The following is a 13448-nucleotide window of genomic DNA, read 5'->3' on the forward strand; positions in this document are numbered from 1 at the left end:
AGTTTCAAAAAAGTAAAAAGCATGACTATTTCAATTTGGAGATACAGCCACCTAACTTTAGCTGTATCTTCTTTTGTTTTTATTTTATTAGCATCTGTAACTGGAATTATGTTGGCGTTTCAGCCAATTTCAGAACAGCTAGAATCTTATAAGATTTCAGGTTTTGAAAGTGTTACTGTTGCAGAAACTATATTTCATCTCAATGAAAAATATCCTGAAGTATTAGATGTGCAAGTCGATGCAAATCAATTTGTATTAGCATCTGTAGTTAATAACGAAGGTGAAAGTTTAAATGGTTATATAGATCCTAAGACAGCCGAATTTATAGGTGATGAAATAGTAACATCTAAGTTTTTTAAATGGGTTACTAATTTTCATAGGTCCTTATTCTTAAAAAGTATTGGTCGCTTTTTTGTAGGATTGTGTTCTTTTTTATTGTTCTTGATTGCAGTTTCCGGAACCATTTTAATTCTTAAAAGACAAGGTGGCTTAAAACAATTTTTCTCTAAAGTTATTAATGAAAACTTCAACCAATATTGGCATGTCGTTTTAGGTAGACTGTCGTTAATTCCTATAATTATCATAACGATTACAGGCGTTTATTTATCTGCTGAAAAATTCGATTTATTACCAAAAAGTAGCACTAATCATCAAGTAGATTTTGAAACACTTTCGGCAACTTCGAAACAGAATATTCAAGATTTTTCAATATTTAAAAACACAAAGCTTTCCGAAGTAAAAAGCATAGAATTCCCATTTTCTGATGATGTAGAAGATTATTTCATCTTAGCTCTAAAAGACAAAGAAATTCTTGTTAATCAATTTACTGGTGACGTTATAAACGAAATAAATTACCCTTTAGTAACCCTTTTTTCTGATTTAAGTTTACTCCTTCACACAGGTCAAGGGAGTATTTTATGGTCTATTATTTTGGCTATTGCCACGGTAAATATTTTGTTTTTTATCTATTCTGGTTTTGCAATGACTCTAAAACGCAGACAGTCTAAATTAAAAAACAAGTACAATAAAGACGCCAGTAAGTATGTGATTTTAGTAGGTTCAGAAAACGGCAGCACGTTGCCTTTTGCTATTCAATTGCAGCAACAATTATTAAAAGCAGGAGAAACCGTATACATTACAGAACTTAATAATTATGATACTTTTAGTAAAGTAGAACATATTATTATTTTAACTGCAACTTATGGAGATGGCGAAGCACCAACTAATGCGAATAAGTTTTTAGAGCGATTAAAAACAGTAGTTCAGTTGCGAGATATTAGTTATACGGTTGTTGGTTTTGGCTCATTGGCATACCCAAATTTTTGCAAGTTTGCTTTTGATGTTGATAGCGCAATGAATCTTCAGTTTCAACAAGAATTGAACGTTTGTACTATTAACGATAAATCTGTAGAATCTTTTGTAGAATGGGTTAATCTATGGAATGAAAACAGAAAGCTTCCTGTTCATATTTCTAAGGAAAAATTAGCAATTAAACCAAGGCTCAATCATACACTTACAGTTGTAAATAAAACGAAAGTAGAAGGGCATCCTGATGATACATTTTTAATTACTTTAAAACCAAATACCAAGAAATTCACATCTGGAGATTTACTAGCTATTTACCCAAGAAACGATTATAGGGAACGGTTGTATTCCATTGGTAAAGTAAATAATAACATCCAATTAAGTGTTAAGTTACACCAAAACGGATTAGGTTCTGGTTTCTTAAATTCGTTAAACAAAGGAGATAGCTTTAAAGCAAGAATACTTCAAAATACAGCATTTCATTTTCCTAAAAAAGCATCCAAAGTAATCTTAATTTCCAATGGAACAGGACTAGCTCCTTTTTTAGGAATGATAGCTCAAAACACAAATCAAATAGAAACACATTTGTATTGTGGCTTAAGACAAAATGAATCTTTTAATTTATACAATTCAGCTATAAAAGAAAGTCAAAACAAGAATCAAATAAGGAGATTGAATCTAGTATTTTCAAAAGAGACACCTAAAAAGTATGTTCAAGATTTATTAAAGCGCGATGCGTTATTTGTGTCTGAGACTATTAAGAACAAAGGCGTAATAATGATTTGTGGTTCTTTAGCGATGCAAAAGGATGTGTTGGCTATTTTGAATGTTATAACTATTCAAAATTTAAGTGAACCATTAGAAGTTTTTAAAAATCAGATAAAAATAGATTGTTACTAACCTAAAAACAGAAGCTATGTGTAATTCAATAAAAACAATTTCTAAAGTGAGTAATGGCGAATTATCTATTTGTGAGAACTGTAATATCTATCACTTAGAATTTAACAACATATATTTTGAGTTTACTGTAAGTCAATATAAACAGTTTAAGAAATACCTCTTAAGCATTGAATCTGATTATTGGGAGCACAAGTACGCACATGCTAATGTGAAACGTAAGATACCAATACCTTCATTACAATCTAATTTAGTTTTGATGTTTAATAGACAAGAAATAAACGAATTAAAATTTTTATTCTGTAATAAGGAAGATGTATTTAATACCTATTTAAACGTTGACAATATTGATTCAATGATGATTTTAAATTAACCAAGCTTTTGGTTTAAGTAGTTTCTTGTTCGTCTTCCGTCTTAATAATATTAGGAAAAATCATTGGAGCCAAAGATTTCACAGGCTTATAAAGCATACTTTCCTCTAAGTCTTCTTGTTCCATAAATGGTAAAGTATTGTTCATTTTATCAAAAACAATAAGTAGAATACTAAGGATCATTCCTATTTTTAATGCACCAAAAACACCACCTGCTAATTTATTAATAATACCTAGAGCAGCGAAATCTGCTAGTTTGGTTAATGCTTTACCTGCCAATCCTATAGCCAAAACAATGACAACAAACGTTATGGCAAAGGCAACTATGTTTATGGTCTTTTGATTCCAATCTACTTTTGGCTCTAAAAATTCTGCGGCAAAACCACTAAAATGAATAGCACCATAAACACCTAAAACCAACGCGACTAAAGAAGCAACTTCAACAAAAAGTCCTTTAAATATGCCTCGTATAAAACCGAATAATAGAAGGGCAGCTAAAATGATATCAATAATACTCATAGTGTTAGTGTTTAAGACAAAAATACATGATTTTTTTAAGTTGAAATTTTCTAAAACCATGTTCATGAATTTTAGTTACTGTTGCCCTAGTTTTTTTAGACCTAAAGAAATAGATTCTTTTTTGTTCATTTTAAAATAATATCACATTTGAGATACATTAGTTTCTTAACTTTGAATTTTTAAAACAAGGAATAATAATTAAAGAGATTCCGTTTTTAAGGGCAGTGACTATGGCAAGAGATGAACAATTAAAAGAACGATGGAATTTAGTAGTAGATAAACTTTCTAAACAGTTTGCAGATGGAGACACATTAGATTTAGATTCTATTATATATCTTATTGGTGTACAAGAGCTCGGTCAAATACATCGCGAATACAAAAAAGACCACAAGTTAGATTTAATGCATATAGCAATTTGTAAAGTTTTAGAGCCTTATGGGTTTTATGAATTCGATTATGTAGATGATGACGGTTGGCCACATTACAAGGTTTTAGCGCAATTACCACATCTTAAAGCAGGTGAACAAAGTGTGTTAATGAAAGAAGCTATTGTAAATTATTTTGTAGAAACCGAATATATCGAGTAGTTTCAGAGGAGCTCAGCTACCATAACTCGCAAAAAAAAACTAAATTTGCACTCGTTTTTGAATAGAAATCATGATAGATAAGATAAAAGAACTCATAGCAGAAGCAGAAGCTTTTAAAGCACAATCTAAAGAAGAGGTTGAAGCTTTTAGAATTAAATATTTAGGTTCAAAAGGACTTTTAAAAGAATATTTTGCTGAGTTTAAAAATGTAGCAAACGATCAAAAGAAAGAATTTGGTCAAACTATTAATCAGCTTAAGAAAACAGCTGAGGATAAGGTAAATGCATTAAAAGAGGTATTAGAAAGTCAGGAAGAAGATAAAGGGATTTATGGTGATTTATCACGTCCTGGAGAACCAATTGCTATTGGTGCACGTCATCCAATTTCTATTGTAAAAAATGAAATTATTGATATCTTTTCTCGTATCGGATTTAATGTGAGTGAAGGTCCAGAAATCGAAGATGATTGGCATAATTTTACAGCATTAAACTTGCCAGAATACCATCCAGCAAGAGATATGCAGGATACGTTCTTTATTCAAACAGATCCAGATATTTTATTACGTACACATACAAGTTCTGTACAAGTGCGTTATATGGAAAACAATAAACCACCAATTAGAACTATTTCACCTGGTCGTGTTTATAGAAATGAAGCTATTTCAGCACGTTCACATTGTTTTTTCCACCAAGTAGAAGGTTTATACATTGATAAGGATGTGAGCTTTGCAGATTTAAAGCAAACCTTACAATATTTTACTACAGAGATGTTTGGGAAATCTAAGATTAGATTGCGTCCATCATATTTTCCGTTTACAGAACCGAGTGCAGAAGTCGATGTATATTGGGGACTTGAGACAGAAACCGATTATAAAATTACCAAAGGAACAGGTTGGTTAGAAATTATGGGTTGTGGTATGGTTGATCCTAATGTATTAGAAAACTGTGGTATTGATTCTAAAGAATATTCAGGTTTTGCCTTTGGAATGGGAATAGACAGAATAGCAATGTTGCTTAACCAAATTAGTGATATTCGTTTATTAAGCGAAAATGATGTACGTTTTTTAGAGCAGTTTAAATCTGCCTTATAAACTTCACCAAAATATATTTCAAAAGCCGACTGTTAACAGTCGGCTTTTTTATTTAACAACAATTTAACTTCGTTTAGTTCGGTTTGTTCCGAACTAATAATATATATTTGCATAGAATTTTACCGTACGTGATTATTTCGTTTTCATAACACAGTAATAAAAGCATAAAAAATGAAAGAAAATATCTGCCAAAAAAAAATGAATTTAGTTGAAAAACTAGGCGTTCATTTAGAAGCTAGAGAGCAATTAGCACCTGTTGCTGCCCGTATTTTGTCTTACATAATACTAACAGGTAAAAGAGGAGCTACTTTTGAAGATATGGTAAGTGTACTTTGTGCAAGTAAGAGTACAATATCAACACATCTTAATCATTTACAAGATTTAAATAAAATAGAATATTTCACAAAAACAGGGGATCGTAAGAAGTATTTTATAATTGATAAAAATACAATTATTCAACATGTTGATAGAATGATAAGTCATTGGGATCAAGAGCGTGAAATTCATTTAGAAATTAAAGCATATAAAGAATCTGAAAACCAAAAAAATATTAAAAATGAAGATGATAAATTCGATTTAACCTTTCATAATGATTATGTGAAGTTTGTAGATGAAGCGACAGTTTCGGTTAAAGAATTAAGAGAAAAATTGATAGATAAAAAATTCCATATTTAAAGAAAACCAAAATAATAAACCAAAAAATGAAAAAGAATAATTTATATAACCTATTAATGCTAAGTGTATTCTTAGTCATTGTAAGCTGTGGTAATAGCGAACAAAACAAACCTGCAGCAGAAGCACCTCCTGCACCATTTCCTGTTTCTCAATTGCAAGTAAAAACGGTAACAGGTTACACCGATTATCCTGCAACTATAGAGGGTAGAGTAAATAGTGATGTAAGAGCTAAAACTTCTGGATATATTGAAAAAGTATATGTAGATGAAGGTCAAAAAGTACGTAAAGGGCAAGTGTTGTTTAAATTAGAAACACAATCTTTAAGTCAAGATGCTGGTGCAGCAAAAGCACAAGTTAATGTTGCACAAGTGGAGGTAGATAAATTAATTCCTCTTGTAGAAAAAAACATTATTAGTGCAGTACAGTTAGAAACTGCAAAAGCAAATTTAGCACAAGCACAAGCTAATTATAGTAGTGTTTCTGCAAGTATTGGCTATGCAACCATTAAAAGTCCTATTGATGGTTATGTTGGTTCTATTAACTTTAGAGAAGGTGCGTTAATTAGTCCAAGTGATGCAACGCCTTTAACAACCGTTAGTGAAATTGATGAAGTTTATGCCTTTTTTAGTTTTAATGAAGCGCAATATATAGACCATTTACAACGATCTGAAGGAAAAACAAAAGCGGAACGTATTAAAAATTCTCCAGACTTAAGTTTGATTTTAGCTAATGGAAAGGAATATTCTGAAAAAGGACGTATTCAAACAAGTACTGGTCAGATTAACCAAAGTACAGGAACAATTCAAATTAGAGCTGCCTTTAAAAATCCAAAAGAAATTTTAACTAATGGAAATAGTGGTAAAATTAGATTTCCAATAGAATATAAAGATGCCATAGTTGTCCCTCAAACGGCAACTTTTGAGCAACAAGGAAATGTTATGATCTTTAAACTTGGAGAAAACAACAAAGTTGAAACTGCCATCATAAAGATTAAAGGCACTGTAGATAATTTATATGTTGTAGAATCTGGTCTAGATGTAAGTGATAAAATCATAGTTTCTGGTGTTGGCAAATTGAGAAATGGTATGGCAATTTCACCTCAAGAAACTTCATTTGAGGAAGCTATTACTCCAGTTGCAACGTTATTCAGAAATTAGATAATTAAAATACATATTAGTCATGTTAAAAACATTTATTGAAAGACCAGTGCTTTCGACAGTAATTTCTATTATCATAGTTTTACTGGGAGTTATTAGTATAACTTCCTTACCTATAGAGGAATATCCAGATATTGCGCCACCCACAATTAAGGTGACGGCAAATTATACAGGTGCAAATGCAGAAACTGTTCTAGAGAGTGTTATCATTCCTATAGAAGAACAAATAAACGGTGTGGAAGGGATGACGTACATTACCTCTACAGCATCTAATACAGGAGCAGCCGAAATTACAGTTTACTTTAATCAAGAAATTGATGCAGATATTGCAGCAGTAAACGTACAAAACCGTGTTGCCAGAGCAACACCATTGTTACCATCAGAAGTTACCCAGACAGGTATTATAACACAGAAGCAAGAAACTAGTGCGTTAATGTTTATTTCCATGTATTCGGAAAGCGACAATTATGATGCTACATTTATTCAGAATTATTTAAAAATTAACGTAATTCCGGCAATGCAACGTATTAGTGGTGTTGGTGATGTTAGTGTATTCTCGCAACAAGATTATGCTATGCGTATTTGGCTGAATCCAGAGAAATTAGCATCTTATAATTTAATCCCTTCAGATATTTCTGCAGCTTTAGCCGAACAAAATTTAGAAGCAGCAGCAGGTTCTTTAGGTCAGAATAATGGTGAATCATTTTCATATACTTTAACGTATAGTGGACGATTTAAAGATGAAGCGCAATACAGCGATATCGTAATTAAAGCCTTAGGAAACGGAGAGTTTTTACGTTTAAAAGATGTTGCTACAATTGAATTAGATGCGCAATCTTATGCATCTAACGCAATGAGTAAAGGAAATCCTGCTGTATTTATGGGAATCTTTCAAACTAAAGGTTCTAACGCTCAAGAAATTATTGAAAACATTAAAACAACTTTAGAAAAGGTAAAAGCAGATTTACCTGATGGCTTAGATGTATTTGTGCCATATGATACAAGTTTATTCTTAAATGCATCTATAGAAAAAGTAGTTAGTACTTTACTTGAAGCCTTTTTATTAGTTTTCTTAGTGGTATTTATCTTCTTACAAGATTTTCGATCTACGTTAATTCCTGCAATTGCAGTACCAGTTTCAATTATTGGTACGTTCTTTTTCTTAAATGTTTTTGGCTATTCCATTAACCTATTAACCCTGTTTGCTTTAGTATTAGCTATTGGTATTGTAGTAGATGATGCCATTGTAGTTGTGGAAGCCGTCCATGCAAAAATGGATGAAGGTGAACACAATCCGAAAAAGGCAACATTAACAGCAATGAACGAGATTTCTGGCGCTATTATTTCTATTACATTAGTAATGGCAGCAGTATTTATTCCTGTAACATTTATTACAGGTCCTACAGGTGTGTTTTACGAGCAATTTGGTGTAACGTTAATTATTGCTATTCTTATTTCGGCAGTAAACGCCTTAACATTAAGTCCCGCTTTGTGTGCTCTATTATTAAAAGAACATAAAGATGACGAAGAGTTAAAAGGAAAAAGTCCATTAAAACGTTTTTACACATTGTTTAATCGTGGGTTTGATGCTACTGTAAACCGTTATGGTAAATCACTTGAGTTTTTATACAAGAAAAAATTTATTTCAGTATTACTTTTAATAATTGCAGGAGCCGGAATTTATTGGGCATCAATGACAACTCCAACAGGATTTGTACCTAATGAAGATAGAGGTATTGTATTTGCAAATATTGAGTTGCCACCAGGAGCATCCTTAGATAGAACAGATGCTGTAGCAAGAAAATTGTACGATAGAGCATTAGACATAGAAGGTATTGCGGCTATTAATTTTATTAAAGGTAGAAGTTTAATTAGTGGAGCAGGTAGTAATTTTGGTTTCGGTATTATAAAACTTGAAGATTGGGCAGACAGAACAGACCCATCACTTTCAGCACAAGCGATTACCGGAAAATTATTTGGTGTAGCAGCAGGTATTCCAGATGCTAATATCATTTTCTTTTCACCACCAAGTATTCGTGGTTTTGGTAACTCTTCAGGATTTGAAATTAATTTATTAGACAAGTTTGGTGGCGAATTTTCAGATTTAGATAAAGCGAATAAAGAGTTCTCTATGGCTTTAATGAGTCATCCAGAAATTAAATATGCACAGTCATCATTTAGTACAAGCTATCCACAATACGAAATGGAAGTTAACGTCCCTCTAGCAAAAGAAAAAGGGGTTTCTGTAACCAGCATATTTTCAACATTACAAGGTTATATAGGTGGAATTTACGCATCAGATTTTTCTAGATTTGGTAAACAATTTAGAGTTTACATACAAGCATTACCAGAAGACAGAGCAGACGAAAATGCTTTAAATAGTATGTATGTAAGAACAGATTCTGGCGAAATGACACCAATTACACAATTTGTAACGCTTAAAAGAGTGTATGGACCTCAATCGGTAACGCGTTTCAACTTATTTAATTCTACCATGATTTCTGGTGCTACTAATGAAGGTTTTAGTACAGGTGATGCCATTAGAGTTATTGAAGAAGAAGTTGCAAAATTACCAAGTAATTATACGGTTGCATATTCTGGTTTAACACGTGAAGAGGTTAATGCAGGAAATCAAACCACGTTTATATTTATATTGAGTATTCTGTTTGTATACTTCTTATTAAGTGCGCAATACGAAAGTTATTTACTACCATTTGCTGTGGTATTGTCCTTACCGTTTGGTGTATTTGGAGCCTATATAACAACCAAGTTTTTAGGTTTAGAAAACAATATTTATTTCCAAATTGCCTTGATTATGCTTATTGGTCTATTAGCTAAAAATGCCATACTTATTGTAGAGTTTGCATTAGCAAGGAGAAAGCGAGGTGAGACCATCGTAGATTCTGCGATACAAGGTGCTAAGGCACGTTTACGTCCTATTTTAATGACATCCTTTGCCTTTATTTTAGGATTGATGCCATTAGCACTTGCAAAAGGTGTAGGTTCTGAAGGAAACAATTCTATTGGTTCTGGTGCAGCAGGTGGAATGTTAATTGGAACCCTTTTGGGAGTCTTCGTAATTCCAATCCTATTTATATTATTTCAGTGGTTACAAGAAAAAGTTTCTAGTAAACCAGCAGTACAAACTATTGAAGAATAAGAAAATGAAATCAATTATAAAACATAGAAATTTTAATAAAGGTGCTTTATTAGTAGTCGTTGCATTAACATTACAAAGTTGTTTTGTTGCAAAAGATTATTCAAGACCAGATTTACAAACGGAAACTGAAGCACTTTATAGAACGGATAATTTACCAACAGATAGTGTGTCTATTGCAGATGTATCTTGGAAAAATTTATTTACAGACCAATATCTTCAACAATATATAGAAGAAGGTCTGCAGAATAATATGGATGTACGTATGGCAATTCAGCAAATGATAGCTGCAGAAGCTTATGCAAAACAGGGTAAAGCAGGTTATTTTCCAACGTTAAGTGCTGGTCCTAACTATACACATCAAGAATATTCAGAAAATAGCCAATTTGGTTCCATTTTTAGTGGTGGTTTAGATACTTATGATGTTACTGCAAACCTTTCTTGGGAAGCAGATATTTGGGGTAAAATTAGAAGTAATAAAAGAGCAACACAAGCTTCTTATTTACAAAGTGTAGCTGGTCATCAGGCTGTGAAAACACAGTTGATTTCTAGTATCGCGAATACCTATTACAATTTATTGGCTTTAGATGCGCAATTAGAAATCACAAAACAAACTGTTGCAACCAGAGAAAGTGGTGTAGAAACTATAAAAGCATTAAAGGACGCAGGCCAAGTAACACAGGTTGCTGTTGACCAAAATATAGCACAATACAATAGCGCAAGAGCATTGCAAGTAGATATAGAAACTGCCATTTTTAAAACAGAAAATACTTTAAGTATTTTGTTAGGTAAATCTGCACAAGATTTTGAAAGAGCCAGTTTAGATACACAGAAAATTGACCAGGATTTAAAATTGGGTGTTCCAGCAACATTGTTAAGTAATAGACCAGACGTTATGGCTGCAGAATATGGTTTAATTCAATCTTTTGAATTAACTAATGTTGCAAACAGTAGCTTTTATCCATCGCTTACGCTTACAGCTTCTGGAGGATTGCAAAGTTTACAGTTAGACGATTTGTTTAATACAAGTTCTTTATTCGCAACAGTAGTTGGAGGCTTAACACAACCGCTTTTAAATCAGCGTAAGCTAAAAACCCAGAAAGAAGTTGCATTAGCAAATCAGGAAACTGCTTTGCTTAATTTCAAGAAAACCTTATTGGTTGCAGGTAATGAAGTGTCTAATGCTTTATTTACTTATGAAGCGGAAACTAGAAAATTCGAATTCAGAAAAAACGAAGTTGAAGCCTTACGAACTGCTGAAGCCAATTCAGAAGAATTACTTAAAAACGGTTATGCAAATTACTTAGATTTATTAACAGCAAGACAAAGTGCATTAAGTGCAGAGCTTAACATTATAGATAGCAAATTACAACAACTAGTTGCTGTAGTAGATTTATACGAAGCTCTTGGTGGTGGTTGGAGATAAAATAAGATAAACATGATTACTAAAGCAGCATTGTTAAAATGTTCTATTGAACAGTTTACCCAATTTGGGAGTAAACATGTCACATTAGATGATTTAGCGAATGAGCTTGGCATATCGAAAAAGACAATTTATTCATTATTTAAAAATAAAGAAGACCTAGTCACTAGCAGTGTAGAAAGTCTTATCAATGAATTTAAGGAAGATATAAATAGGGTGATTAATAGCAATGGTAAAGACCCTATTTTGAGTGTTATATTAATTTACCAGAGAGGGTTTGAGTATTTAAAATACTTTAAACCCTCTTTTCTTTTTGGTTTAGAAAAGTATTACCCAAAAGCAAACACGTTATATCATAATTTTATTGAAGAATTAAGTAATTCTATTGTTTTAGATTTACTTGTAAAAGCCAAAGAAGCTGGTAGTATTAGAAAAGATATTGACGTAGAGTTAGTAGTGAAACTCTATTTTTATAGAGTTGATAACTTGGTGTTTAAAAGGGATAGTTTATTTGAATCTTACACAGAAGAAGCGCTTTTTAAGCATTTGGTTATTTATAATTTAAAAGGAATAATAAGTAGTGACTATTCTAATTCTTATTTGGAGTAGAATAATTATTTTTGCGTAATGAAAAAAGACATAAAAATACCAGAGGTTAAAGATGTGCACGTTGCTGTGGTACAAGAACAACATATTGAATATAAAACCCAAGATTGGAATGCCTATATCATTAACAATAGCGATAATGATTTAGAAACCGTCCTTATAGTTTCTAGAGGTTATAACGATAAAAAATTAACACCAGTAATGCGTCATACTATCGCAAAATTGCCAGCAAGAAGTTATGCTAAGATTGAATACTTACAAGAAAAAGTTTTAGAGCTTAATAACGAGTTTAAAATCACGTTTTTTGAAGGCAACAAAATGTTTGATAAAACATATGTATTCAGAAAAAATACGATAAATGAAAAAGCATTGCAGACAATTCCTTTGATGCAGTTACGTGGTATTTTGGTAAAGTAACATTCCTGCAAAGGCAGGAATCTCTTAGTTAATAGATATCATGCAATAGTAGTGAGTTAAAGTTGGTAAATAATTTCCTTAGGGCTTAAAATAACATCCTTTTGCATGTTTGAAAAAAGTGCGGAGTAAAGCTCAACTATAAATTAATTACCAATGATGAGATTCCTTTTTTACTCATTGATTTTATTTCAATAATTTTGAATTCGTGAATCTTCGATTTCAAAGGAATAGCTAATCCAACTTATCCGTCAACTTAGCAAACACTTTCTTAGCATCTTTTCCTTCATATAAAATATCGTAAACGGCATTTATAATAGGAAGTTGCGTTTTTTTCTTGTTCTTTTTATTTAATTCAAAAGCACTTTTTGTAGCATAGTAACCTTCTGCAACCATGTTCATTTCCATTTGTGCAGATTTTACGGTGTAGCCTTTACCAATCATGTTTCCGAACATTCGGTTTCGAGAAAAGATAGAATAACCTGTAACTAATAAATCACCTAAGTAAGCCGAGTTATTAATGTTACGTTTCATCTTATGCATTTTTTTAATGAATCGTTTCATTTCTCTAATAGAATTACTCATCAATACACTCTGAAAATTATCACCATAACCCAATCCATGCGCAATTCCGGCTGCAATAGCATAAATATTTTTAAGCATTACTGCGTATTCTATACCAATAACATCATCACTAGTTTTGGTTTTAATGTAATCGCTCGATAAATTATCTGCAATGGCTTGTGCTTTTTTAATATCGTCACAAGCAATTGTTAAATAAGATAAACGCTCTAAAGCCACTTCTTCTGCGTGGCAAGGACCAGCAATAACGGCAATGTTTTCAAACGGAATATTATATTCATCATGAAATTGCTCACCAACTAATTTTCCTGTTTCTGGCATTATACCTTTTACGGCAGACACAATAATTTTATTGCTAATATCTGTGGTTAGCTTTTGTAATTCTGCATGTATAAAAGCAGACGGAATAACAAAAATCAGTACATCTGCCCAATCTGCAATTTCATTTATATCATTACTTAGTTTTAATTGTTCTGTATGAAATTCTACAGAGCTCAAATAACTTGGGTTATGTTTTTCTTTTAAGATGTGCTCTTTTGCATAAACGCTTCGCATGTACCAACCAATTTCATCTTGGTTTTCGCAAAGCATTTTTACAATGGCAGTTGCCCAACTTCCTGCACCAAAAACGGCATATTTTGTGGTATTACCCATAGCGATAAAAT

Annotated in this window: 12 protein-coding genes; 10 read left to right on the plus strand and 2 right to left on the minus strand. The window is 32.1% G+C overall.

The genetic code is table 11. The features are described 5' to 3' along the window. Positions 1–21 precede the first annotated feature (21 nt). Positions 22–2205 (plus strand): PepSY domain-containing protein, encoded by a 2184-nt coding sequence (locus Q0807_RS09080; RefSeq protein WP_299108850.1) that lies wholly within the window; start codon positions 22–24, stop codon positions 2203–2205. Positions 2206–2221: 16 nt separating this feature from the next. Beyond that, the gene (locus Q0807_RS09085; RefSeq protein WP_299108852.1) at positions 2222–2575 is read left to right on the plus strand and encodes a DUF6686 family protein; all 354 of its coding nucleotides are present in this window, start codon (positions 2222–2224) and stop codon (positions 2573–2575) included. 13 nt (positions 2576–2588) lie between these two features. On the opposite strand, the gene Q0807_RS09090 is transcribed toward Q0807_RS09085, so the two are convergent. Continuing rightward, the gene (locus Q0807_RS09090) at positions 2589–3092 is read right to left on the minus strand and encodes a CvpA family protein (RefSeq protein ID WP_299108854.1); all 504 of its coding nucleotides are present in this window, start codon (positions 3090–3092) and stop codon (positions 2589–2591) included. 230 nt (positions 3093–3322) lie between these two features. Between Q0807_RS09090 and Q0807_RS09095 the strand changes: the two genes are divergently transcribed. From Q0807_RS09095 to Q0807_RS09130, 8 genes are all read left to right on the plus strand, one after another. Next, complete coding sequence (locus tag Q0807_RS09095; RefSeq protein ID WP_299108856.1) at positions 3323–3679, plus strand: hypothetical protein; 357 nt, start codon at positions 3323–3325, stop codon at positions 3677–3679. Between the two features lie 70 nt (positions 3680–3749). Then, the gene (gene pheS / locus Q0807_RS09100) at positions 3750–4769 is read left to right on the plus strand and encodes a phenylalanine--tRNA ligase subunit alpha (RefSeq protein WP_299108858.1); all 1020 of its coding nucleotides are present in this window, start codon (positions 3750–3752) and stop codon (positions 4767–4769) included. 171 nt (positions 4770–4940) lie between these two features. Then, positions 4941–5444 carry a GbsR/MarR family transcriptional regulator gene (locus tag Q0807_RS09105; protein ID WP_173302112.1) on the plus strand — a complete coding sequence of 168 codons (504 nt, stop codon included), beginning with the start codon at positions 4941–4943 and terminating at the stop codon, positions 5442–5444. A gap of 26 nt (positions 5445–5470) precedes the next feature. After that, positions 5471–6601, plus strand: a complete 1131-nt coding sequence (locus Q0807_RS09110) for an efflux RND transporter periplasmic adaptor subunit (RefSeq protein WP_299108864.1) — start codon at positions 5471–5473, stop codon at positions 6599–6601. Positions 6602–6623: 22 nt separating this feature from the next. Further along, a complete protein-coding gene (locus tag Q0807_RS09115; protein ID WP_299108867.1) occupies positions 6624–9761 on the plus strand; it encodes an efflux RND transporter permease subunit in 3138 nt (1045 codons plus the stop codon). Positions 9762–9765: 4 nt separating this feature from the next. Continuing rightward, positions 9766–11184, plus strand: coding sequence for an efflux transporter outer membrane subunit (locus Q0807_RS09120; protein ID WP_299108869.1), 1419 nt, complete (start codon positions 9766–9768; stop codon positions 11182–11184). 12 nt (positions 11185–11196) lie between these two features. Next, the gene (locus Q0807_RS09125) at positions 11197–11790 is read left to right on the plus strand and encodes a TetR/AcrR family transcriptional regulator (RefSeq protein WP_299108870.1); all 594 of its coding nucleotides are present in this window, start codon (positions 11197–11199) and stop codon (positions 11788–11790) included. A gap of 18 nt (positions 11791–11808) precedes the next feature. Continuing rightward, a complete protein-coding gene (locus tag Q0807_RS09130; protein ID WP_299108871.1) occupies positions 11809–12204 on the plus strand; it encodes a hypothetical protein in 396 nt (131 codons plus the stop codon). 231 nt (positions 12205–12435) lie between these two features. Here the strand turns inward: Q0807_RS09130 and Q0807_RS09135 are convergent, their stop codons facing one another. Continuing rightward, the gene (locus tag Q0807_RS09135) at positions 12436–13437 is read right to left on the minus strand and encodes an NAD(P)H-dependent glycerol-3-phosphate dehydrogenase (protein WP_299109340.1); all 1002 of its coding nucleotides are present in this window, start codon (positions 13435–13437) and stop codon (positions 12436–12438) included. Positions 13438–13448 lie beyond the last annotated feature (11 nt).

Origin of the sequence: uncultured Winogradskyella sp. (assembly GCF_947495255.1) — a bacterium.
Taxonomy (GTDB): Bacteria; Bacteroidota; Bacteroidia; order Flavobacteriales; family Flavobacteriaceae; genus Winogradskyella.

Coding starts and splice junctions, on each gene's coding strand:
- Q0807_RS09125 (WP_299108870.1), top strand. CDS start 11,197: ATGATTACTAAAGCAGCATTGTTAAAATGTTCTATTGAACAGTTTACC.
- pheS (WP_299108858.1), top strand. CDS start 3,750: ATGATAGATAAGATAAAAGAACTCATAGCAGAAGCAGAAGCTTTTAAA.
- Q0807_RS09135 (WP_299109340.1), bottom strand. CDS start 13,437: ATGGGTAATACCACAAAATATGCCGTTTTTGGTGCAGGAAGTTGGGCA.
- Q0807_RS09130 (WP_299108871.1), top strand. CDS start 11,809: ATGAAAAAAGACATAAAAATACCAGAGGTTAAAGATGTGCACGTTGCT.
- Q0807_RS09120 (WP_299108869.1), top strand. CDS start 9,766: ATGAAATCAATTATAAAACATAGAAATTTTAATAAAGGTGCTTTATTA.
- Q0807_RS09110 (WP_299108864.1), top strand. CDS start 5,471: ATGAAAAAGAATAATTTATATAACCTATTAATGCTAAGTGTATTCTTA.
- Q0807_RS09090 (WP_299108854.1), bottom strand. CDS start 3,092: ATGAGTATTATTGATATCATTTTAGCTGCCCTTCTATTATTCGGTTTT.
- Q0807_RS09080 (WP_299108850.1), top strand. CDS start 22: ATGACTATTTCAATTTGGAGATACAGCCACCTAACTTTAGCTGTATCT.
- Q0807_RS09115 (WP_299108867.1), top strand. CDS start 6,624: ATGTTAAAAACATTTATTGAAAGACCAGTGCTTTCGACAGTAATTTCT.
- Q0807_RS09085 (WP_299108852.1), top strand. CDS start 2,222: ATGTGTAATTCAATAAAAACAATTTCTAAAGTGAGTAATGGCGAATTA.
- Q0807_RS09095 (WP_299108856.1), top strand. CDS start 3,323: ATGGCAAGAGATGAACAATTAAAAGAACGATGGAATTTAGTAGTAGAT.
- Q0807_RS09105 (WP_173302112.1), top strand. CDS start 4,941: ATGAAAGAAAATATCTGCCAAAAAAAAATGAATTTAGTTGAAAAACTA.